A 23,274-nucleotide genomic window follows, 5' to 3' on the forward strand; every position below is an offset into this window, starting at 1 on the left:
TCCACGCAATCCAGCGCCGCATGCCTATCGACTTTCCCACCCCCGACGCCGACGCGCTCGCCCACAGCGACCGCCTGGCCGCGCATCTGCGCGCCGAGATCGCCGCCGGCGGCGGCGCGATCCCGTTCTCGCGCTTCATGGAGCTGGCGCTGTACGCGCCGGGCCTGGGTTACTACAGCGCCGGCAGCAGCAAGTTCGGCGAGGACGGCGACTTCGTCACCGCGCCGGAGCTGGGGCCGCTGTTCGCCGCCACCGTCTGCAGCGCGCTGGCGCCGGTGCTGCAGCAGCTCGGGCCGCAGGCGCGGATGCTGGAAGTGGGCGGCGGCAGCGGCGCGTTCGCCGAGGTGATGCTCAAGCGCCTGCTGGCGCTGGATGCGCTGCCCGAGCGCTACGCGATCCTGGAGCCCAGCGCCGATCTGCGCGCGCGCCAGCGCGAACGCCTGCAACGCGCGCTGATCCCGCCGGTGTTCGACCTGGTGGAGTGGCTGGAGCGGCCGTTCGAGGACGCCTGGAACGGGGTGCTGTTCGCCAACGAGGTGATCGATGCGCTGCCGACGCCGCGCTTCACCCTGCGCGAGGGCGAGGTGTTCGAGGAAACCGTGATCCTGGACGGCGAAGGCCGCTTCCGCCGCGGCGAGCAGCCGGCCGATCCGCTGCTGGCAGCGGCGGTGCGGCATATCGAACGCTACCTGCAGGCGCCGTTCGCCGACGGCTATCGTTCCGAACTGCTGCCGCAGCTGCCGTACTGGATCCAGGCAGTGGCCGGCGGCCTGCGCAGCGGCGCGCTGCTGTTCGTCGACTACGGCTATCCGCGCGGCGAGTTCTACCTGCCGCAGCGCGACGACGGCACCCTGCGCGCGTTCTATCGGCATCGCACCCATGCCGATCCGTACCTGTGGCCGGGCCTGCAGGACCTGACCGCGTCGGTGGACTTCACCGCGCTGGCCGAGGCCGGCACCGGCGCCGGCTTCGCGCTTGGCGGCTACTGTACCCAGGCCAGCTTCCTGCTCGGCAACGGCCTGGATGCGCTGCTGGCCGAGGCCGAGGCGCGCAGCGACGAACGCGGCCGCCTGCGCCTGCGCGAGCAGGTGAAGCGGCTGACCCTGCCCAGCGAGATGGGCGAGCGCTTCCAGGTGATGGGTTTCGAACGCGACGTGTCGCTGGCGCCGGCGTTCCTGGCCGGCGACCTGACCTGGCGGCTGTGATGGCGGCGCTGCGCGCATTCCGCCGGCCCTGGCTGTGGCTGGGCCTGTGGTGGCTCGGCGTGCTGGCGCTGATCTATGTGTGCATGATGCCGCACCCGCCGCAGCTGTCCGACCTGCCGGACAGCGACAAGGCCGAGCATTTCACCGCCTACCTGCTGCTGGCGGCCGGCGCGGTGCAGGTCTACGCCGGGCCGCGCGCCTGGCGCTGGGCGGCGCTGGGCCTGCTGCTGCTGGGGATCGGCATCGAGTTCGCGCAGGGCGCGTGGACCACGACGCGTTCGGCCGATCCATTCGACGCACTGGCCGATGCGCTGGGCGTGGCGGCGGGAATGGCCACCGCGCTGACCCCGCTGCGCGATCTGCTGTGGCGGTTGGAGACCGGCGCGGGGCGGCGCGCGCGCGGCTGAGGCTGCTCACGAACACGTGGGAATCCGGCTGCCTGCAAAGTTTGCCGGGGCCACTGTGGGAGGGCTTCAAAAAAAGCCCCGACTGCGTCCAGCATCTAGATGCGGGAACGCCGTTGTGACCGACTGCATGCACTGTGGGAGGGACTTCAGTCCCGACTGCATCGGACTCGGCAGGCCCGCCGCTTCGCTCGTCGCGACTGAAGTCGCTCCCACAGCGACTTGATCGCTGTCGCGCCAGTTCAGGCTCAGTCGTGCATTCCACGGTCCTTTCTCGTAGTAGGGCCTGAAGGCTAGTAGGCAGGGCCTGAAGGCCACGCTGTTGCGCGACGGGCAGGGCTGGCGAGCGCCGGTGTTGTTCTCGCCGTGGGCATCTGCGGCAGACGGCGGCGCCAGCGCGCCGCGCGCCGGCCACGCTGGCGGGCAGGGCGCGGAAAGTGTCGGTCGTTGCAACGGCGTGCCGAGTGCGGCACGCGACTGGCGCGGACGGAGCATTGCGATCGCATGCCTCCCCTGTCCCGCTTTTGCGCCGCGTATGCGCGGCCCCACCCCGTGCGCACCGATTCTTGCGAGGCGATGACAACGATATCAAGTCCTTTTCGGAAAATTCGTCTGGTGCTGGTCCGGCTGCGCGCAAGCCATACCGGTGCCGGGAGGCTGCCGTCGAAGTGCCAGGAATTTTTATAGATCAAAGAGTTATGAGGATCACGGCGACCCTGGCGACGCCGTGCAAATGAGAACGCGGCGCAGTCATGGCGCGGCGCACAAAATTGGTCTCATTCGTAGAATTGGTGCGACATAGGTATCGTGACAACGATGCGTGAAACGGGCCGCGCAGAAAATATTTTCGATTATCAAAATGCTGATTTAAAAGGGATTTTTTTGGATTCCGTGGCGAGTCCAGGCGCCATTTGGCGATTGTGGGCCTTGCGGCGTTGACACAATCTTTCTAAGACCATAAGAATCGAAGCGCCTGGAATTGGTCTTTGCCAATTCGGGATCGATCAGAGTCCAGCAGCAGCAAGCAAGCGCCCGCTCCGGGGTAGGGACGGGGACGCGCCTTCCGCAACACGAGGCGCAGCAACAGACAGCACGCTCCATCGACTCCGTGCCCGCACGGACGGCATCGCCCTGCGCGTCGCGTCGGGCGCAATGGAGGGTGCTGCCTGCCGATCGCTGCCGCTGGATGTCAGACGTGCCGTGCCGATCAGCCATCAACCAGGATAGCCCAATGCCATATGCCGCCCGCTCCCGTCCGCACGGTTGTTCCCTGTCCGTCCTCGCCAGCGCCATCGCGTTCGGTCTGCTCAGTGCCGGAGCGCAGGCGCAGCAAGCGCCCGCATCCGATTCGATCTCCCAGCTGGATACGGTGAGCGTCACCAGCTCCTACCAGAAGAGCCTGATCACCGCGCTGGACAACAAGCGCGAAGACGCGCGCATGACCGACGGCATCTCTTCGGAGGACATCGGCAAGTTCCCGGCCGAGAACATCGCCGAGGCGATCCAGCGCATTCCCGGCGTGCAGATCTCCACCATCAACGGCCGCGGTTCGACCATCAGCATCCGCGGCCTGGGCCCGCAGTATTCGGCCACCACCATCAATGGCCAGACCATCAAGAGCGCCGATTTCACCGACGGTTTCCGCTACGACATCATCCAGCCGGAAGTGGCCGCGGCGATCGAGGTGATCAAGTCGCCGTCGGCGGACATGGACGCCGGCGGGCTGTCGGGCACGGTCAACATCGAGACCACCAAGCCGCTGGACTACAAGCAGCGCAAGCTGATCCTGTCGGCCAAGGAGCAGTACTCCGAGTTCGCCGGCGGCGCGCCGACGCCGAAGGCGGTGCTCACCTATATCGACCAGTTCCATCTGGCCGACGGCGGCGAACTGGGCGTGTTCGTCAACGCCGGCTACCAGAAGCTCAAGGACCGCGCCGACTACCTGTGGATCGACCGCTGGTACACCCAGGACACCGACGACGGCACCGTGTACATCCCGCGCCGCCCGCGCTACCGCTCGATCGAGCGCGAGACCGACCGCAAGATGCTCACCGCCGGCCTGCAGTGGAAGCCGAACGACCGGCTGGAGATGAACCTGACGGCGCTGTACTCGCAGGACAAGACCGACAACGACATGAAGCAGTTGGTCTATTCCTTCGACCGCAACTACCTCACCGTGCTGGAGACCAAGGACCTGACCGCGACCAAGGTGTCGGCGTCCAACTACTGGCTGGAGAACAACCGCCAGCTCGAGCGCCACGACCTCACTTCGCAGCTGCTGACCTGGGACGCCAAGTGGAAGGGCGACGCGTGGACCTTCAGCGGCGTGGCCAACTACACCGAAGGCAAGACCGACGAGGACGAGCGCGCGGTGATCCTTGGCCGCCTGCCGTCGGCGACGCTGTTCGACATGTCCAATCCCGGCGCGATCTCGCTGACCACCGATGCCGACGCCAACGACGCCAGCGCCTGGGACCAGGCCAACCTGGTGCGCGACGAATACCCCAACGGCGCGATCACCAAGCTCAGCAACAAGGAATGGTCGCTGCAGTTCGATGCCGAACGCTACGTCGGCGCCGGCTTCCTGGACTCGGTGAAGTTCGGCACCAAGTTCCGCCGCGAGACCTTCGACCGCAACGTCTGGCGCCGCGATTTCCTGTACCTGATCAACTCCGGCGCGGTCTCCGGCTACGCCATGTTCCCCGAGCTGTCGGCGGCCAGTTCCAGCGTCAGCAACTTCCTCGACGGCAACCTGGCCTCGCAGAGCGGCTGGGTGGCGCCGGACGTGTACGCCTACGCCGACGCGCTGGCCGCTTCCGGCATCACCGTGCCGGTGCTGTTCGCGCCGCAGGCCAGCTACCACATCCGCAACGACATCTTCTCCGCCTACGCGCTGGCCAAGATCGACACCGAACTGGGCAGCATGCGTCTGCGCGGCAACGTCGGCGTGCGCTACGAGAACACCAGGCGCACCACCGACACCTACCTGACCACCGCTTCGCAGTACAGCGAGGACGCCAACGAGGTGGTCGGCACCGAACGCGCGCCGTACGACTACCACAACTGGTTGCCGAGCCTGAACCTGGTGCTGGACCTGCGCGAGGACCTGCTGTTGCGCTTCGCCGCCGGCAAGGTGCTGGTGCGGCCGATCCTGGACAGCAACACCGCCATCGCCACCACCATTTCGTCGGGCAGCAACACCGGCGGCACCACCACCTACGACGTGTCGCTGGGCCAGACCGACCTGAAGGCGCTGACCGCCGACCAGGCCGACCTCAGCCTGGAGTGGTACTACGGCCAAGGCGGCGGGCTGACCCTGGCCGGCTTCTGGAAGAACGTCAAGAACGGCACCTTCAACAGCATCGTCTGCCCGGCCACGTTCAACGGCGCGGCGCTGTCCAGCAACAGTTCCGGCGATTGCGTGGACGGCAGCGGCAACATCTACGAGATCACCGCCACCCGCAACGATCCGAGCAAGGTCAAGATCAAGGGCTACGAGCTGGGCTGGACGCAGTCGTTCGATGCGTGGCTGCCGATCGCCGGCTTCGGCCTGACCGCCAACTTCACCCGGGTACTCCCGCAGCGCGACACCGACTTCAAGATCCGCAACCTGTCGGAGAAGACCTGGAACGCCACCGGCTACTGGGAGAACGCGATGTTCTCCGCGCGGCTGTCGCTGAACCACCGCAGCGAGTACGAGCAGGACAGCAGCGACAGCTTCTTCGCCCGCGAAGGCCACACCATGAAGGCGCGCACCCAGCTCGACGCGGTGCTCGGCTACCAGGCCACCGACACGCTCAGCTTCCAGCTCGGCGGACTCAACCTGACCGACAAGAAGGAAGAGGCGTACAAGGACATCAGCAGCCGCTGGCAGATGACCGGCGTCACCGGCCGCAGTTTCTACGTGTCGATGCAGTGGGACATCCTGTGAGGGCGGTACGGTCGCTTGCAGGGTAGTCCGCAGCCTGCCCGGCGCCGCGCTGGCGCCGGGCATGGCAACGTGGCCTATCCCGATCGCATTCACAGGTTTTAAGGCGAGCGCATGCAACGACGAGAATTCCTGGCAGGCGGCGCGGGCGCCGGCCTGCTGCTGGCGGCGCCGCGGTTGAGCTGGGCGGGTAGCGCGGCGGATGCCGGCATCGCCGCCACCGCCACCGGCACCGCCGCAGCTGCGGTGCCGGCGCTGACGCTGGCGGTCGATCCCGGCCTGTTGTGCCTGGACGAAGGCTGGCGCTTCCACGAAGGCGACATCCCGTTTCCGCCGATCGTCGGCCAGGACGCCAGCTACGACAACGCCAAGGCCGGCAAGGCCTGGGGCGCGGCCGCGGGCGATTACGACGACAGCCAATGGCGGCAGCTGCGGCTGCCGCACGATTTCGCCATCGAGCAGCCGATCGAGGCCGGCGCCAACGTGGCGCAGGGCTATCGCCGCCGCGGCATCGGCTGGTACCGGCGCAGCCTGCGGCTGGACGAGGCGCAGCGCGGCAAGGCGCTGGAACTGCGTTTCGACGGCATTTCCAGCCGCGCCACGGTGTGGGTCAACGGCTTGCTGATGGCGCGCAGCTGGAGCGGCTATGACGGCTTCGCCATCGACCTGAGCGCGATCGCGCGTTACGGCCAGGACCTCAACAGCATCGCGGTGCGCGTGGATGCCGAGGCGATGGACGGCTGGTGGTACGAAGGCGCGGGCATCTACCGGCACACCTGGCTGGCGGTGCGCGATGCGCTGCATATCGTCGGCGATGGCGTGCACGCGGTGCCGCGGATCGGCGACGGCGAACGTTGGACGCTGCCGGTTGCGGTCACCGTCGCCAATGCCGGCGAGCAGGCCGACGCGGCGCTGCTGGAGGTGGCGCTGTACGACGCGCACGGCACGCTGATGGCGCAGGGCAGCAGCGCGCTGCAGGTCGGCGCGCTGGCGCAGGCGGTGGCGCAGGTCGAACTGCAGGTGCGGCAGCCGCAGCGCTGGGACGTGGCCGCGCCGCATCTGTACCGGGTCGCGGCGGTGCTGCGCAGCGATGGCCGCGAGCGCGATCGGCGCGAGTGCGCGATCGGCTTTCGCACGCTGCGCTTCGACGCGCAGCAGGGCTTCTTCCTCAACGAGCGGCCGCTGAAGATCAAGGGCGCCTGCCTGCACCAGGACCATGCCGGGGTCGGCGTGGCGGTGCCGGACAGCCTGCTGGAATTCCGCATCCGCCGGCTCAAGGCGCTGGGCTGCAATGCGATCCGCCTGCACCACGCGGTGGCCAGCGAACTGCTCGATGTCTGCGACCGCCTGGGCATGCTGGTGATGGCCGAAAACCGCGTGTTCAATCCGGCGCCCGATTACGCCGCGCAGCTGCGCTGGCTGGTGCGCCGCGACCGCAACCGCGCCTGCGTGTTCCTGTGGTCGGTGTTCAACGAGGAGCCGATGCAGGGCACCGCCGCCGGCTACCAGATGGTGCGCCGCGCGGTGGCGCTGGTGCGCGAGCTGGACGACAGCCGCCCGGTGACCGCGGCGATGAACGACGGCATGCTGACCCAGCGCAATGCCGCCGATGCGGTGGACGTGGTCGGCTTCAACTACCGCCAGTTCAACTACGACCGGGTGCGCGCGGCGATGCCGCACACGCCGCTGCTGTCCAGCGAGGACACCAGCGCGTTCCAGACCCGCGGCGCCTGGTTCACCGACATGGACGCGCACGTCATCGCCGAGGACGATTCGGTCGCCGCGCCGTGGGGCAACACCCATCGCACGTCCTGGAAGCTGGTGAACGAGCGCCCGTATCTCGCCGGCAGTTTCGTCTGGACCGGCTTCGACTATCGCGGCGAGCCGACTCCGTTCGAGTGGCCGTCGGTGTCCTCGTTCTTCGGCATCATGGATCTGTGCGGCTTCCCGAAGGGCGCCTACTGGCTGCGCCAGGTGCAGTGGATCGACGCTGCGCCGGTGCTGCAACTGTTGCCGCACTGGAATTGGCCGGGCCGCGAGGGCACGCCGATCAAGGTGATGGCGTTCTGCAACGCGCAGCAGGTGGAGCTGTGGCTCAACGGCCAGTCGCAAGGGCGGCAGGCGGTGGACCGGATCGAGATGAATGCCTGGCAGGTCGCATACGCGCCCGGCGTGCTGGAGGCGGTGGCGTATCGCGATGGCCGCGAGGTGGCGCGGCAGCGGGTGCAGACGGTCGGCGCGCCGGTCGCGCTGCGGCTGACGCCGGACCGCGCGCGGATGCGCGGCGATGGTCGCGACGCGCAGCCGATCACCCTGGAAGCGGTGGATGCGCAAGGCCGCCACGTGCCGTTCGCCGATGCGCAGATCGCGCTGCAGGTCGCAGGCGGTCGCCTGCTCGGCGTCGGCAACGGCGATCCGAACCGGCACGCGGCCGACAACGTGCCGCAGGTGCAGTTGTTCAACGGCCTGGCGCAGGCCATCGTCGAGGCCGGCACCAGCCAGCGCCGGCTGCGCATCGAGGCGCGCGCGCCGGGCCTGCGATCTGCGCAGGCCACGATCGGCCTGGATGCGGTGGCCTTGCCGCCGTCGCTGCCGCCGGCCGCCGCGGCGATGGTGGTGCCCGGCTGGCGGCGCACGCTGCCGTTCGCCGCGCCGCCGGATCCGGCGCTGCCGCGCGCGCCCAACGACAACAACAGCTGGAGCTTCTGCCAGCCGGGCAACCTGGAGACGCGCGCCGAGCGCGATGGCTATGTGCTGTACCGCACCGCGTTCACGCCCTGGGCCGGGATCCAGCAGCGCGGCGGCCGGCTGCGGCTCGGCCGCGCGACCGGCGCGGCGCAGGTGTATCTGGACCGGCAGCTGGTCGCCAACGTCGCCGAGGGGCAGCAGGCGCAACTGCGCTTGCCGCCTGCGGACGGCGAACGGGTGCTGGCGGTGGTGATGCAGGTGACGGCCGGAATGCCTTTCGGCTTCGACGATGTCGCGATAGTGGAGTATTGATCGAATGAAACGAGCTTTCCGCCATGCCGTCCCGCACGGCCATGCCTGGCTGCGCCGCGTGTGCGCGTTGCCGCTGCGTGTGCAGGTCGCACTGCTGCTGGCCTGCGTGCTGCTGGCGCCGGGCGCGTTCGCCGCGGCGGCGCAGGACACGCAGGGCGACGCCGCACGCGGCGTGCTGCTGCGCACGCTCGGCCCGCGCGCCGCTGCGCTGACCCTGCAACGGCAGCCGCGCGGCAGCGGCAACGACTGGTACCAGATCGCCGCCGACGCCGGCACGCTGCGCGTGTCCGGTTCCTCGGAAGTGGCGCTGGCGCACGGCGCCTACAGCTATCTGCAATCGATCGGCGCCGCCTCGGTGAGCTGGGAGGGCAGCCGCGTCGCGCTGCCTGCGGCCTATGCCGATTTCCGCGGGCAGCGTGTGGTCACGCCGTTCGCCTACCGCGCCTATCTCAATGTGTGCACCTACGGCTACACCACGCCGTGGTGGGACTGGGCGCGCTGGGAACGCGAGATCGACTGGATGGCGCTGCACGGCATCGACATGCCGCTGGCGATGGAAGGCCAGGACTATGTGTGGCAGATGCTGTGGCGCGAGTTCGGCGTCGCCGACGCGGACCTGGCGCAGCATTTCTCCGGTCCGGCGTTCGCGCCGTGGCAGCGCATGGGCAATATCGAAGGCTACGACGCGCCGCTGCCGCAGCAGTGGATCGAGGACAAGCACGCGCTGCAGCAGCGCATCCTGCAGCGCATGCGCGCGCTGGGCATGAAGCCGGTGCTGCCGGCCTTCGCCGGCTACGTGCCGAAGGCGTTCGCGCAGGCGCATCCGCAGGCGCGCATCTACCGCATGCGCGCCTGGGAAGGCTTCCACGAAACCTATTGGCTGGATCCGGCCGATCCGCTGTTCGCCAAGATCGCGCAGCGTTTCATCCAGCTCTACGACCGCACTTACGGCAAGGGCACCTATTACCTGGCCGATGCGTTCAACGAGATGCTGCCGCCGATCGCCGCCGACGGCAGCGACGCGCGCCTGGCCAGCTATGGCGACAGCACCGCCAACACCGCCAAGACCGTACCGCCCGAGGTGTCGCCGGCACAGCGCGACAAGCGCCTGGCCGACTACGGACGTGCGCTGTACGCATCGATCCATCGCGCCAACCCCGACGCGGTGTGGGTGATGCAGGGCTGGCTGTTCGGCGCCGACCGCCATTTCTGGACGCCGCAGGCGATCGCCGCGTTCCTGCGCGAGGTGCCCAACGACAAGCTGCTGGTGCTGGACATCGGCAACGATCGCTACCCGGGTACCTGGAAACTGTCCGACGCGTTCGACGGCAAGCAGTGGATCTACGGCTACGTGCACAACTACGGCGGCAGCAATCCGGTGTACGGCGACCTGGCGTTCTACCGCGACGATCTGCGCGCGCTGCTTGCCGACAAGGACAAACAGCAGCTGGTCGGCTTCGGCGCATTTCCGGAAGGCCTGCACACCAACTCGGTGGTCTACGAATACATGTACGCGCTGGCCTGGGGCGCGCAGCAGCGCCCGCTGCAGGACTGGCTCGGCGACTACACCCGCGCCCGCTACGGGCATACCTCGCCGGCGTTGCGCGCGGCCTGGGACGACCTGCAGGTCTCGGTGCTGTCCACGCGCTACTGGACGCCGCGCTGGTGGCGCAGCCGTGCCGGCGCCTACCTGCTGTTCAAGCGGCCGACGCTGGACATCGGCGAATTCGAAGGCGCGCCCGGCGATCCGCCGCGCCTGCGCCGCGCGCTGGACCAACTGCTGGCGCTGGCGCCGGAGTACGCCGACGCGCCGCTGTACCGCTATGACCTGGTCGACTTCGCGCGCCACTACGCCACTGGCCGCGTGGATGCGCAGTTGCAGCAGGCGGTGGCCGCGTACAAGCGCGGCGACGTCGCCGCCGGCGATGCCGCCTTCGCCCGCGTGCAGGTGGCGGTGCAGCAGCTCGACGGCCTAGTCGGCGGCCAGCAGGAAACCCTGTCGAGCTGGCTCGGCGATGCCGAAGGCTATGCGAAGACGCCGCAGGACGCGGCCTACTACCGGCGCGACGCCAAGGCGCAGGTCAGCGTGTGGGGCGGCGAGGGCAACCTCGGCGACTACGCGTCCAAGGCCTGGCAGGGCATGTACGCCGACTACTACCTGCCGCGCTGGGCGCTGGCGCTGCAGGCGTTGCGCGAGGCGGCGGTCGGCGGCGGCCCTGTGGACGAGGCCGCGTTGCAGCAGCGCTTGCGCGCGTGGGAGCAGGCCTGGGTCGCGCGTGACATGCACTACACGCGGCAGGCGCCAGCCGATCCGGTCGCCGCGGTGCGCCGCCTGCTGCAACAGGTGGATGCCCGATGAGCGCCGCCTCCGTGAGCCTTCCCGCCGCGGCGCCGTCGCGCGAACGCTTCCTGTCGCTGGACGTGTTCCGCGGCCTGACCATCTTCCTGATGATCCTGGTCAACACGCCGGGTGCCGGCGCCGATGCGTTCGTGCAACTGCGGCACGCGCCGTGGTTCGGCTTCACCGCCGCCGACCTGGTGTTCCCGTCGTTCCTGTTTGCGGTCGGCAACGCGATGAGCTTCGCGCTGGACCGCGGCCAGCCGCTCGGCGCGTTCCTGCGCCGGGTCGGCAAGCGCAGCGCGCTGATCTTCCTGCTCGGTTTCCTGATGTACTGGTTTCCGTTCGTGCACCACGGCGTCGACGGCGCCTGGAGTTTCACCGCGATCGACCAGACCCGGGTGCCGGGCGTGCTGCAGCGCATCGCGCTGTGCTACGCGCTGGCCGCGCTGCTGTGCCGCTGGCTGCCGCCGCGCGGCCTGCTGGCCGCCTGCGTCGCGCTGCTGCTCGGCTACTGGGCGGCGCTGTACCTGTGGGGCCAGCCGGGCGCGGAACTGAGCAAGCTCGGCAACGCCGGCACGCGCCTGGACCTGTGGCTGCTGGATCCGGCGCAGCTGTACCGCAAGGATGGCGGCTTCGATCCGGAAGGCCTGCTCGGCACGCTGCCGGCCACGGTCAATGTCATCGCCGGCTATCTGACCGGCCTGTACGTGCGCCGCGTCGGCAAGCAGGCGCGCACGGTGCGCTGGCTGCTGCTGGCCGGCATCGCGCTGACCTTGCTGGCCCTGGCCTGGCAACCGTGGTTCCCGCTGGCCAAGAAGCTGTGGACCGGCTCGTTCGTGCTGCTGACGGTCGGCCTGGACCAGCTGCTGCTGGGCGCGCTGCTATGGGCGATCGAAGTGCGCCGCTGGCAGGCCGGGAGCGGCTTCTTCACCGTGCTCGGGCGCAATCCGCTGGCGATCTACCTGTTCTCCGAACTGTTCGTGATCAGCCTGCGGTTGGTCCAGGTCGGCGCCAGTGGAATGGACCCGTACCAATGGGTGGGCATCGCGGTATTCCAGCGGCTGCTGCCGGGCCCCTGGGGCAGCCTCGCCTGCGCCGTGGCGTACACGCTGCTGTGCTGGGCGGTGGGCTGGTGGATGGACCGGCGGCGCCTGTACCTGCGGCTCTGACCCGGCGTGCATAGGCCGCAGATTGGTACTATATTGGACATAATGAATCCATACGGTCCGGAGGGAGCACGATGACCAAGCCCAAGCCGGAAGCCGACCCCAGACTGGCCGGCCTGGCCGTGGACCCGAGCGCGCCGACCCCGCTGTACCTGCAACTGGCGAGCAAGCTGGTCGAGGCGATCAAGGGTGGCCAATGGAAGCCCGGCGAGGCCCTGCCAGCCGAGCGCCAGCTGTGCGAGCAGCTGCAGGTGTCGCGGGTGACCCTGCGCCAGGCGGTGGATGCGCTGGTCGAACAGGGCCTGGTCTCGCGCCGGCAGGGCGCCGGCACCTTCATCACCTCGCATATCCAGCATCAGCTCAGTGGTCTGGCCAGCTTCAGCGAGACCCTGCGCATGAAGGGCCTGGAGCCGGGCACGCGCTGGCTGGAGCGGCGCGTGCGCCCGGCGCACGGCGAAGAGATCCTGCGCCTGGGGCTGTCGCCGGACACCGTGGTGGCGGCGCTGACCCGCCTGCGCAGCGCCGACGGCCGGGTCATGGCCTACGAAAAAGCGGTGCTGCCGCAGCGCACCGTGCCCGATCCGCTGGCCATCGGCGATTCGCTGTACGCCTACCTGGACGCGCAGGGCACCCCGGTGGTGCGCGCGCTGCAGTACTTCCGTGCGATCAACCTGCCGGCGCGGCTGGCCGGGCACCTGGGCATGAAGGAAGGCGAGGCGATTCTGCACGTGGTGCGGGTCGGCTACACCCGCGACGGCAGCGCCATCGAGCTGACCGATACCTATTGCCACAACGACTACTACGACTTCGTCGCCGAACTGCGACGCTGATCGACCGACCCACGCGCCCTTCCGGAGCCCGCCCGCCCATGACCACCGCACGGCCTGCCAGTCCCTACGCCTCGATCGCCATCGTCGGGCTGTTGTTCTTCATCATCGGCTTCTTCACCTGGATCAATGGCCCGCTGATCACCTTCGTGCGGCTGGCATTCGACCTCAACGAGGTCAATGCGTTCCTGGTGCTGATGGTGTTCTACCTGTCGTACTTCTTCCTGGCGCTGCCGTCGTCGTGGATCCTCAAGCGCACCGGCATGAAGAAGGGCCTGGCGCTGAGCCTGGTGGTGATGGCGGCGGGCGCGGCGGCGTTCGGTCAGTTCGCCACGCAGCGCTTCTATCCCGGCGCGCTGGCCGGCCTGTTCGTGATCGGCAGCAGCCTGGCGTTGCTGCAGACCGCGATCAACCCGTACATCAGTATCCTCGGCCCGATCGAGAGCGCGGCGCGGCGCATCGCGGTGATGGGCATCTGCAACAAGATCGCCGGCATCCTGGCGCCGTTCCTGATCGGCACGCTGGTGCTGCACGGCGTCGGCGACCTGGCCACGCAGGTGCAGGCCGCCGACCCGGTGGCCAAGGAAGCGCTGCTCACCGCGTTCGCCGCCAAGATCCACCTGCCGTACCTGGTGATGGCCGGCGTGCTGGTGCTGGTGGCGATCGGCGTGCTGTTCTCGCCGCTGCCGGAGTTGAAGGCCTCGGAGGTCAACGCCGCCCCGGTCGGTGCCGGCAGTCCCGCGCAGAAGACCAGCATCTTCCAGTTCCCGCACCTGTGGCTGGGCGTGCTGTGCCTGTTCGTGTACGTGGGCGTGGAAGTGATGGCCGGCGATGCGATCGGCACCTACGGCAACGGCTTCCACCTGCCGCTGGACCAGACCAAGCTGTTCACCTCGTTCACCCTGGGCGCGATGCTGGCCGGCTATGTCGCCGGCCTGCTGCTGATCCCCAAGCTGATCTCGCAGGCGCGCTACCTGAGCGTGTCCGCCAGCCTGGGCGTGCTGTTCTGCGTGGGCGCCTACTTCACCCACGGCTACGTCTCGGTGGGCTTCGTCGCCGCGCTGGGCTTCGCCAACGCGATGATGTGGCCGGCGATCTTCCCGCTGGCGATCAAGGGCCTGGGCCGGCACACCGAGATCGGTTCGGCGCTGCTGGTGATGGGCATCGTCGGCGGCGCGATCATCCCGCAGCTGTTCGCGGTGCTGAAGCAGCACTTCGACTTCCAGCTGGTGTTCCTGCTGCTGATGGTGCCGTGCTACCTGTACATCCTGTTCTATTCCCTGGTCGGCCACCGCGCCGGTCAAGCCTCCGCCCGCGCGTGATCGCGCATCATGGGCGTACTTCCCGACGTGCAGGACCGCAGTATGCGTAGACCCACCATCAAAGATGTCGCCGAGCGGGCGCGGGTGTCGCTGAAGACCGTGTCGCGGGTCATCAACAACGAACCGTCGGTGATGCAGGCCACGCGCGCGCGCGTGCTGCACGCCATCGCCGAGCTGGACTACGAACCGGATCCGTCGGCGCGCAACCTGCGCAGCGGCACCCCGTTCGTGATCGGGCTGGTGTACGACAACCCCAATCCATACCACATCATCGGCGTGCAGAACGGCGTGCTGGCGGCGTGCCGGGAGACCGGCTTCGGCCTGCAGATCCATCCCTGCGACTCGACCTCGCCGATGCTGGCCGAGGAACTGGCCGAATGGACCCAGCGCTCGCGCCTGGCCGGGCTGGTGCTGACCGCGCCGATGTCCGAGCGCGCCGAACTGGTCGCGGCGCTGACCGCGCGCGGGATCAAGACCGTGCGCATCATCGCCGCCACCGAAGATCCGAAGGACGGCCCCTGCGTCTACGTCGACGACCGCGATGCGGCCTACGAGGTCACCGAGCACCTGATCCAGCTCGGCCACCAGCGCATCGGCTTCCTGTGGGGCGGCACCTCGCACCGCTCCAGCGGCGAGCGCTACGCCGGCTACGAGGCGGCGCTGAAGGACTACGGCATCACCCTGGACAAGCACCTGGTGGTGCCCGGCGACTACACCTTCGACGACGGCTTCCGCGGCGCGCGGCGGCTGCTGGCGCTGCGCGAGCCGCCGACCGCGATCTTCGGTTCCAACGACGAGATCGCCGCCGGCGTGCTCGCCGCGGCCAAGTCGACCGGCATGAACGTGCCCTACGACCTGTCCATCGCCGGCTTCGAGGACAGCCCGTTCTCGCGCCAGTCGTGGCCGGCGCTGACCACCGCCAAGCAGGCCACCGAAGACATCGCGCGCCACGCCGCACGGCTGCTGATCAGCCAGCTGCGCAGCGACGCCTACGAAGAGCATCCGGCGCCGATGCACAACCGGGGCTTCGTGCCGCAGCTGGTGGTGCGCGGCTCCACCGCGCCGATGCAGCCGCATTCCCGCCGCCCTCCTTCCCCCGATCCCACATGACCCTGCCCATGGCATTGCCCACCGAAACCGAAACCCTGATGTTCCGCGAAGCGGCGGAAACCGCCGATGTCGTCGCCGCGCAGTTCGCGCGCAACCATGCCGTGGTCAGCGCGCTGGCCGCGGCGCTGCGCGCCGATCCGCCGCCGTTCGTGGTCACCTGCGCACGCGGCAGTTCCGACCATGCCGCGACCTATGCCAAGTACCTGTTCGAGACCCAGCTCGGCGTGGTCACCGCCTCGGCCTCGCCGTCGGTGGGCTCGGTGTACGCCTCGCCGCTGCAGTTGCGCGGCGCGCTGTACGTGGTGATCTCGCAGTCCGGCAAGAGCCCGGATCTACTGCGCAACGCCGAGGCCGCCAAGGCTGCCGGCGCGCGCGTGGTGGCGCTGGTCAATGTCGAGGATTCGCCGCTGGCGCAACTGGCCGAGACGGTGATCGCGCTCGGCGCCGGCCCGGAGAAGAGCGTGGCGGCGACCAAGAGCTACCTGGCCTCGCTGGCGGCGATCCTGCAGCTCGGCGCGCACTGGAAGAACGATGCGGCGCTGTACGCCGCGCTGGACGCGCTACCGCCGGCGCTGCGCGCGGCCTGGCAGGCGGACTGGCGGCCACTCACCGACGGCCTGGTCGATGCGCACAATCTGTTCGTGCTCGGCCGCGGTCTGGGCCTGGCCGCGGCGCAGGAAGCGGCGCTGAAGTTCAAGGAAACCTGCGGCCTGCATGCCGAGGCCTACAGCTCGGCGGAAGTGAAGCACGGGCCGATGGCGCTGGTCGGCCCCGGCTTCCCGGCGCTGGCCTTCGCCCAGCCCGACGAAACCGGCGCCGGCACCCGCAGCCTGGCCGAGGAATTCCGCGGCCGTGGCGCGCAGGTCTGGCTGGCCGGCGCCGACGGCGATCTGCCGCTGGTCGCCGCGCCGCACCCGGTGTGCGCGCCGCTGCTGACCATCCAGAGCTTCTACCGCGCGATCAACGCGCTGGCGCTGCGCCGCGGCTACAACCCGGATCTGCCGCCGCATCTGAACAAAGTGACGGAGACGGTGTAATGACCACGACGGCGCTGCGCAATGCGCGCGTGCTCGGCGAGGACGGCTTCCTCGATGGCGTGAGCGTGCTGCTGCACGGCGGGCGCATCGCCGCGCTGCTCGACGACGGCGACGCGCGCGTGGCTGCGGCGACGACGCAACTGGACCTGGGCGGCGGCACGCTGCTGCCGGGTTTCATCGACCTGCAGGTCAACGGCGGCGGCGGCGTGCTGTTCAACAACCGCACCGACGTCGCGGCGCTGCGCCGCATCGGCCAGGCGCACCGCCGCTACGGCACCACCGGCTACCTGCCGACGCTGATCAGCGACGACCTGGAGGTGATGCGCGTGGCGATCGCCGCGACCCGCCAGGCCATCGCCGCCGGCGTGCCGGGCGTGCTCGGCATCCACCTGGAAGGGCCGTACCTGGCGCCGGCGCGCAAGGGCACCCACAACGTGGACAAGTTCCGCGTGCCCGATGCCGCCGAACTGGCGCTGGCCACCTCGCTGGACAACGGCGTCACCCTGATCACGCTGGCGCCGGAACGGCTGCCGGCCGCGAGTATCCGCACCCTGGCCGCTGCCGGCGCGCGCGTGTTCGCCGGCCACACCGCCGGCAGCTACGACGAGATCCGTGCCGGCCTGGATGCGGGCGTGTGCGGCTTCACCCATCTGTACAACGCGATGTCGCCGCTGCAGGGACGCGATCCCGGCGCGGTCGGCGCCGCGCTGGAAGACCGCCACGCCTGGTGCGGGCTGATCGTCGATGGCGTGCACGTGCATCCGGCCAGCCTGCGCGTGGCGCTGGCGGCCAAGCCGCGCGGCACGCTGTTCCTGGTCACCGACGCGATGCCGATGGTCGGCGCCGACAGCCCCAGCTTCGACCTGTACGGCGAAACCATCACCGCGGTGGATGGCGTGGTGCGCAATGCCGCCGGCGCGCTGGCCGGTTCGGCGCTGGACATGGCCAGCGCAGTGCGCAACAGCGTGCAATGGCTGGGCGTGACCCTGGACGAGGCGGCCCGCATGGCCTCGCTGTATCCGGCGCAATGCCTGGGCCTGGACGATCGCTACGGCCGCATCGCGCCCGGCTACCAGGCCGACCTGGTGCTGCTCGACGACGCGCTGCAGGTGCGGCAGACCTGGATTGGTGGGGCGGTGGAGTAGCCTGGATGCGCCAAGCATATAGCTTGAGTGCAAGCAAAAACTAATCCGCGCATGCGCGCGGATTAAGTGGGCGTGGTTCCTATGTGTAAGCCGACAAATATGCATGCGGCTTAATTTTGTAATTGACTATACGTTGGTCAAGACTGACCGACAGTCACAACACCGCAATTGCCGATGCAGCCTGGCGATAGATCACCACCACCACCACCACCACCACCGCCACCGCCACCGCCACCGCCACCGCCACCACCACCGCCGCCACCGCCGCCACCGCCACCGCCACCGCCACCACCCGTCAAAGAGCCAGGAATGGGTTGCACACATGGTGTGCCCGATTGGCAAACGATGGTTGCTTTTTCAGTGGAGCCATCATTCCAGATTACTGTCACAGTAGATCCATTCGGCAATGAAGTAATGCCTTTGGAAATTCGATACATTCCCACCAAGCCCAACATGCCAGCTTGACGTACTTCGGGAATATCAGATGCGCCGACCCCTTGCGCCGGAGCTACTTGATTATATGGTGCCTTTCTTGAGTCTATGCTAACGATTGCTGCTATTGCTGTAAGGCTTGCGGTCAACAGAAAGATGGAAAGCCAAGTGCGCTTTGCAGTGAGCATATCAAAATCCCCATTGTTATCTAAATTATCTGATTAGCCCTGACCTTCAGCCAGCAGTCGCAGGATCTGCGCTTATCACGCCATCGCGCAAGGCAACTACGCAAGACGTTATCTGGCCGAGGCGGCCTACCGTTTCAATGGCCGATTCTGCCTGCGCGAGATGCTGCCACGACTCGCCACGGCGATGATGCGATGCAAACCCTGTCCAGAGCCGGTTCTGCGTGCGGCGAGCAATTTCCACAGCTGAGAGTCAGGGCTAATCAGGTCTAATTATCTGATTAGCCCTGACCTTCAGCCAGCAGTCGCAGGATCTGCGCTTATCACGCCATCGCGCAAGGCAACTACGCAAGACGTTATCTGGCCGAGGCGGCCTACCGTTTCAATCGCCGATTCTGCCTGCGCGAGATGCTGCCACGACTCGCCACGGCGATGACGGTGCAAACCCTGTCCAGAGCCGGTTCTGCGTGCGGCGAGCAATTTCCACAGCTGAGAGTCAGGGCTAATCAGGTCTAATTATGCGGTTAATGTAATCTATCTTTTCGTTTAGTTTATTTGTTGCGCCGTTTGGGAGTAAATAATTGCGAACCAATTGCTCATAATTGGAGCCGCAAGCACCATTTAAGCAATACCCATCAACGATCGCAGATTCAGCTCCGCATTCCGCACCCATTTGGCATGCAACGATGCCCCAGGCATATGCTGATATGGCATCGCCGGAAACCGATTCAAATTCTCCAAGGTCCGATTCCTGTGGTTGTGAGAGTAACTCTCTGAGTTCGAATATTGCTTCGGGATCCTTGCTTTTTATGGATTCATTTATCAGTTCAGATATATTTTCTTTCGATTCGGCAGGGTATATATTGCGCAGCTTGATTTTTGCGGAAATATCTCCTGATGCGGCAGCGGCTTTCAGCCATTCTTTCTGTGCTTCCAGCGGAATTATTGATCCCCCTTCGATCAGCGCACAGTCATCTGCAATGCGTTTTGCCGTTGCGTTCATCGCGCTTGCAGCATTGCCGGCCTGGGCGGCCATGGCTTTTATACTGGATAAGAATTTCGTTGATGAAATACTTACCGGAAAACATCGGTCATAAATTTTAGATAATTCGAACTGCGCTTTGGGATCCCCTTCGGTTGCTTTATTTTTTATGCTTTCGAATTTCAGGTAATATTCTGTGGAGCGCGATGCTTTGATTTGGTTGGCATTGCCTGAATCAAATTTCTTTTTTTCTGTATTTTGGATGGGGGATGAAATCGCTAGGTCAGCGCTCTTTTTGTCTGGATGGGTTTCATTGTTTATTTTTTTTAGGTGGAATGCGGAAAAATAGATTGCAGCGAAAAAAATCGAACTTCCCACTGCGACGGGGATTAAGTATTTTTTCATCTCGGCCCTTCGGAGTGGAATAAAGAGTGAAATTCAAGCGCTTGCTGTCGCTCGGATTTCAACGGCTCCTTTAATGTCTTTTAGCGTATTGTGATGGGCTCATCATAGTCAATGCGCCGCGTGGTCTTTTTCGTAGACAAAACGCCTTTATTCGCTTTTCTTCGCAATTGCTTCAGTTCATTGCTGTCTTGCTGCGCGCTACAGCGATCGCGGCGATCCGCGCCTTCGCCAGCGCCTCGCCGATCTGCGGGCCGCTCAGGCCCTGCGCGGCCAGGTCGCGCGCGTTGACCGCCAGCGCGGCGGCGTGCAGGCGTTGCAGTTCGCGGCCTTGCGGGTAGTCGGCGTCTTCGCTGCCGAGGCGGCCGCGCTTGTCGGCCTCGCACACCAGCGCCAACTGCGCGATGCGTTCGGGCTTGCGGAAGCCGTCGCAGCGCTGCAGCAGTTCGTGCACGCTGCGATCGCGCAGTTCGGCCAGGCGATGCACGTTCAAGTGCTCGCGGCAGGCGATCTCGGCCAGCTGGCGATGTTCCTGAGGCAGTTTCAGGCGTTCGCACAGCGCACGCAGCGGGCCCACGCCGCGCTGCTCGTGCATCACGTGCCGCGGCCATTCCGCTTCCGGCGTCAGCGCCTTGCCCAGGTCGTGGGTCAGCGCGGCGAAGCCGATCAGCGCATCGCCCGGCGCCAGCCGCGCGGCCATGTCGCTGACCAGTTCCTGGTGGCGGCCGGTATCGATCTCGGGATGGTAGTCGGCGCGCTGCGGCACGCCGTACAGCGCGTCCAGTTCCGGCAGCACGCTGCGCAGCGCGTCGGCGTCGTGCAGCGTGCGCAGGAACGCCGAGGGTTGCGCTGAGGCGAGGCTGCGGCGCAGCTCCTGCCACACGCGCTCGGGCACCAGCGTGTCCAGTTCGCCGCTGGCCGCCATCGCGCGCATCAGCGCCAGCGTTTCCGGCGCGACGCTGAAACCCAGCGGCGCCAGCCGTGCCATGAAGCGCGCCGCGCGCAGTACGCGCAGCGGGTCTTCGCCGAAGGCCGGGCCGATGTGGCGCAGCACGCGCCGTTCGATGTCGCGTACGCCGCCATACGGATCCACCAGCGCGCCGCTGTCCTCGTCGCGGGCGATCGCGTTGATGGTGAAGTCGCGCCGCTGCAGGTCTTCTTCCAGCGTCACCGAGGGGTCGGCATCGACCACGAAGCCATGGTAGCCGCGCCCGGACTTGCGTTCGGTGCGCGCCAGCGCGTATTCCTCGCCACTGTGCGGATGCAGGAACACCGGGAAATCGCGACCGACCTGCTTGTAGCCCAGCTCCAGCATCTGCTGCGGCGTGGCGCCGACCACGACCCAGTCGCGGTCGCCGGGCGGCTGCTTGAGCAGGCTGTCGCGGACGGCGCCGCCGACGAGGTAGGTGTTCATTGGGGGCCGGGAATGGGGAGTCGGGAATCGGGAATGGTAAAAGCAGGTTCGCTTGGCCGGATGCCACCGGGGCGTGTGGATGCTAGGCCCGGCACGATCTCGCGCGGTGCGCCGTTGCGATTCCCCATTCCCTATTCCCTATTCCCGGCCGCGGCCCCAGCCGCGGTCGCACACACAAACGTCTTGCGCGGCGCATCCAGCTTGCCGAGCATGCGCGCGCTGACCGGCAACGCGTCGCCGTTGAGGCGCCAGTCGTAGATCACACTGAAGGCGAGGATGCGCGCGACGTATTCGCGGGTTTCCTTGTAGCTGATCGTCTCGATCCAGAAGTCGGCGTCGTGGCCGGGACGCTGGGTCTGCCAGCGCGCGGCCGGGCCGGGGCCGGCGTTGTAGGCGGCGATGGTCAGGTACGGCAGGCCGTAGGTGTTCAACAGCTGGCGCAGGTAGGCGGTGCCGATGGCGATGTTGGTGTCCGGCTCGTACAGGCTGGCGGCACCGCCGTAGCCGGCCAGGCCGAGGTTCCTGGCCACGCTGGCGCCGGTGGCCGGCAGCACCTGCATCAGGCCCATCGCATTGGCCGGCGAACGCGCGTTCGGGTTGAAGATGCTCTCGGCGCGGATCTCGGCGGCGACCCAGGCCGGATCGAGCGCGTTCCTGCCCGCTTCGCGGCGGATGGTGGCGTCGTGGTGCAGCGGGAAGCGCAGCGAATACAGGCGCTGCTCGTCGGGCAGCTTGCCCAGCGCGAACACCGCGCGGTCGAACCAGCCGTTGTCGCGCGCCACTTCCACCGCGATGCGCCGCTGGCTGTCGTCGAAGCGGGTCAGCGCATCGTTCCATTCGGCCACCGCCCAGGACGCGCGGTCGATCTTGAACAGTTCCAGCGCGCGCACCAGCGCCGGATCGCGGGCCACGGCGGCCTGCGCCTGCGCGCTGTCGTTGGGTTCCCACGGGCACAGCGCGTAGGGCTGCTTGAGCCGGTCGGCGGCCATGAAGCCGTGGAAGGTGGCGGACTTGGCCGCCTCGCGGTACAGCCGCTGCGCCTCGCCGGCATTGCCGGTCTTCTCCGCCAGCCGCGCCTCGAAATACTGCCAGCGCGAATCGTTGCGCTGCGCCGGCGCCATCTTGCGGATCGCGGCCAGCGCCGCCGGCCAGTCGCCGCGCGCCATCGCCTCGCGCGCGCGCCATTCGTGCAGGCGTTCGTCGTAGGCGGACTCGGGCACGGCGTTGAGCCGGCGCGCCGAATCCGGGCCGTACGAGGCCACCGTCCACAACGCGATCTGGTACAGCACCTCGCCACGCTGCGCCTCGCTCAACTGCAGCGCTTGGGCGAACTGCGGCAGCTGCCGCTCGGCCGCGTCCGGATCGGTCTTGGCCAGTTTCTCCAGGCCATCCACCGCCACCTTGCGGCTGCGCTCGCTCTTCGGCCAGGACAGCGCGCGCGCGTGCACCGCGTCCAGGAACGCCGCGTAGTCGTTGGCCAAGGCCAGCTCGGCGGCGGGCAGGCCGCGCGCGGCGCTACGCATCACCGCCGGCTGCTGCGCATCGGCCGCCGCTTCCACGCGCGTCCAGCGCAACGCATCGGTCATGCCGCCGCGTGCCTGCAGCACCGCGAACACCGCATCGCAGGCATCCGGCAGCGACTTGCCGCTGCTGCGCCACAGCGCCTGCGCCTCGTCGATCCAGTGCGCATCGGCGCGGCCGGTGGCCTGGCGCGCGTTGAGCTGGGCGCAGTGCAGGCCGGTGTTGTCGGTGGGCTTCCAGTTGGCCAGCAGCGCCGGCCAATCCTGGCGCCGCGCCAGTGCCGGCAGCCACAGCGTGCGGAAGCTCTCGGCCACCGGTTGCCCGGCGTAGCGCTTGAGGAACTCCTGCGCCTGCGCATCGGAGACGCGGTCGATGGTGCGGCGCAGGTTGGCGTATTCGAGCCAGCCGTACAGCGGATGCTGCTTGAATGCGGCCGCCTGCGCGGGATCGAACTGGCCGCGCTCGGCGGCGTCGATCGCCGCGCGCAGCGCCGGTCGCTGGGCATCCAGGGTCTGAGCGAGGGCAGGAGCGGGGCCGCACAACGCGGCGGCGAGCAGCAGGAGGGACATGCGCAATTTCATGCGCGGGACTATACCGAACGCCGATGAATCGACGTGGCAAGGGCGCTGCGGCGCGGCTGTCGTGCGCAGCGGCGGGCAGCCTTGCGCGGGCGCTTTGTGGCCGCCTGCGGCCGGAACGCGGGCGCGGGCGGAGGCGTCGATAGCGGCGGGCGCCAGGTGATTTGCCGGCGGCGTATGCGAATCGGTGGCGTGGGCCGACGGCGCTGCGCCGCTCGCCACGATCTTCGTGCTGCATCGCGCGTATCCGGCGACGCGCCGCAAGACGGCAATGC

At 67.7% G+C, this 23,274-nt stretch carries 15 protein-coding genes and 2 pseudogenes; 13 read left to right on the forward strand and 4 right to left on the reverse strand.

Translation table 11 applies throughout. From position 1 onward, the window contains the following. Positions 1 to 20 precede the first annotated feature (20 nt). The 11 genes from FZ025_RS12255 to nagA all read left to right on the forward strand — a co-directional run bounded on the left by FZ025_RS12255 (position 21) and on the right by nagA (position 17,485). Positions 21 to 1,205 carry a class I SAM-dependent methyltransferase gene (locus tag FZ025_RS12255; RefSeq protein WP_046980520.1) on the forward strand — a complete coding sequence of 395 codons (1,185 nt, stop codon included), beginning with the start codon at positions 21 to 23 and terminating at the stop codon, positions 1,203 to 1,205. Further along, a complete protein-coding gene (locus FZ025_RS12260) occupies positions 1,193 to 1,612 on the forward strand; it encodes a VanZ family protein (protein WP_208803805.1) in 420 nt (139 codons plus the stop codon). Before FZ025_RS12255 ends, FZ025_RS12260 begins: the two co-directional genes overlap by 13 nt. 1,228 nt (positions 1,613 to 2,840) lie before the next feature. Beyond that, the gene (locus FZ025_RS12265; protein ID WP_046980516.1) at positions 2,841 to 5,540 is read left to right on the forward strand and encodes a TonB-dependent receptor; all 2,700 of its coding nucleotides are present in this window, start codon (positions 2,841 to 2,843) and stop codon (positions 5,538 to 5,540) included. Between the two features lie 111 nt (positions 5,541 to 5,651). Continuing rightward, entirely contained in the window at positions 5,652 to 8,537 is a 2,886-nt protein-coding gene (gene galA / locus FZ025_RS12270) for a beta-galactosidase GalA (protein WP_104558799.1), read from the forward strand. A 4-nt stretch (positions 8,538 to 8,541) separates the two neighbouring features. Then, positions 8,542 to 10,896 (forward strand): alpha-N-acetylglucosaminidase, encoded by a 2,355-nt coding sequence (locus FZ025_RS12275; RefSeq protein WP_053057318.1) that lies wholly within the window; start codon positions 8,542 to 8,544, stop codon positions 10,894 to 10,896. After that, a complete protein-coding gene (locus FZ025_RS12280) occupies positions 10,893 to 12,047 on the forward strand; it encodes an acyltransferase family protein (protein WP_046980514.1) in 1,155 nt (384 codons plus the stop codon). The genes FZ025_RS12275 and FZ025_RS12280 overlap by 4 nt, the downstream gene beginning before the upstream one ends. Before the next feature lie 104 nt (positions 12,048 to 12,151). Next, a complete protein-coding gene (locus tag FZ025_RS12285; protein WP_208803806.1) occupies positions 12,152 to 12,874 on the forward strand; it encodes a GntR family transcriptional regulator in 723 nt (240 codons plus the stop codon). 38 nt (positions 12,875 to 12,912) lie between these two features. After that, entirely contained in the window at positions 12,913 to 14,193 is a 1,281-nt protein-coding gene (locus tag FZ025_RS12290; protein ID WP_104558797.1) for a sugar MFS transporter, read from the forward strand. Positions 14,194 to 14,235: 42 nt separating this feature from the next. Continuing rightward, positions 14,236 to 15,303 (forward strand): LacI family DNA-binding transcriptional regulator, encoded by a 1,068-nt coding sequence (locus FZ025_RS12295; RefSeq protein WP_046979822.1) that lies wholly within the window; start codon positions 14,236 to 14,238, stop codon positions 15,301 to 15,303. 8 nt (positions 15,304 to 15,311) lie between these two features. Beyond that, on the forward strand, positions 15,312 to 16,340 hold the full coding sequence (locus FZ025_RS12300) for an SIS domain-containing protein (RefSeq protein ID WP_046979821.1): 1,029 nt from the start codon (positions 15,312 to 15,314) through the stop codon (positions 16,338 to 16,340). Further along, on the forward strand, positions 16,340 to 17,485 hold the full coding sequence (gene nagA / locus FZ025_RS12305; protein WP_104558796.1) for an N-acetylglucosamine-6-phosphate deacetylase: 1,146 nt from the start codon (positions 16,340 to 16,342) through the stop codon (positions 17,483 to 17,485). The genes FZ025_RS12300 and nagA overlap by 1 nt, the downstream gene beginning before the upstream one ends. 154 nt (positions 17,486 to 17,639) lie before the next feature. Here the strand turns inward: nagA and FZ025_RS21860 are convergent, their stop codons facing one another. Continuing rightward, on the reverse strand, positions 17,640 to 17,777 hold the full coding sequence (locus FZ025_RS21860) for a hypothetical protein (RefSeq protein WP_167523857.1): 138 nt from the start codon (positions 17,775 to 17,777) through the stop codon (positions 17,640 to 17,642). A 401-nt stretch (positions 17,778 to 18,178) separates the two neighbouring features. Between FZ025_RS21860 and FZ025_RS12315 the strand changes: the two are divergent. Then, a pseudogene (locus FZ025_RS12315) lies at positions 18,179 to 18,352 on the forward strand (IS1595 family transposase); the annotation flags it as partial. Between the two features lie 71 nt (positions 18,353 to 18,423). Then, positions 18,424 to 18,595, forward strand: a pseudogene (locus tag FZ025_RS12320) (IS1595 family transposase); the annotation flags it as partial. A 9-nt stretch (positions 18,596 to 18,604) separates the two neighbouring features. On the opposite strand, the gene FZ025_RS12325 reads toward FZ025_RS12320, so the two are convergent. From FZ025_RS12325 to FZ025_RS12335, 3 genes are all read right to left on the reverse strand, one after another. Beyond that, positions 18,605 to 19,489 (reverse strand): hypothetical protein, encoded by an 885-nt coding sequence (locus FZ025_RS12325; RefSeq protein ID WP_146093594.1) that lies wholly within the window; start codon positions 19,487 to 19,489, stop codon positions 18,605 to 18,607. 172 nt (positions 19,490 to 19,661) lie between these two features. Beyond that, positions 19,662 to 20,900 carry a multifunctional CCA addition/repair protein gene (locus FZ025_RS12330; protein ID WP_046980226.1) on the reverse strand — a complete coding sequence of 413 codons (1,239 nt, stop codon included), beginning with the start codon at positions 20,898 to 20,900 and terminating at the stop codon, positions 19,662 to 19,664. Positions 20,901 to 21,031: 131 nt separating this feature from the next. Continuing rightward, positions 21,032 to 23,002 (reverse strand): transglycosylase SLT domain-containing protein, encoded by a 1,971-nt coding sequence (locus FZ025_RS12335; RefSeq protein WP_046980237.1) that lies wholly within the window; start codon positions 23,000 to 23,002, stop codon positions 21,032 to 21,034. Between the last annotated feature and the right edge of the window lie 272 nt (positions 23,003 to 23,274).

The sequence above is a fragment of the Xanthomonas hyacinthi genome (assembly GCF_009769165.1).
GTDB classification, from domain to species: domain Bacteria; phylum Pseudomonadota; class Gammaproteobacteria; order Xanthomonadales; family Xanthomonadaceae; genus Xanthomonas_A; species Xanthomonas_A hyacinthi.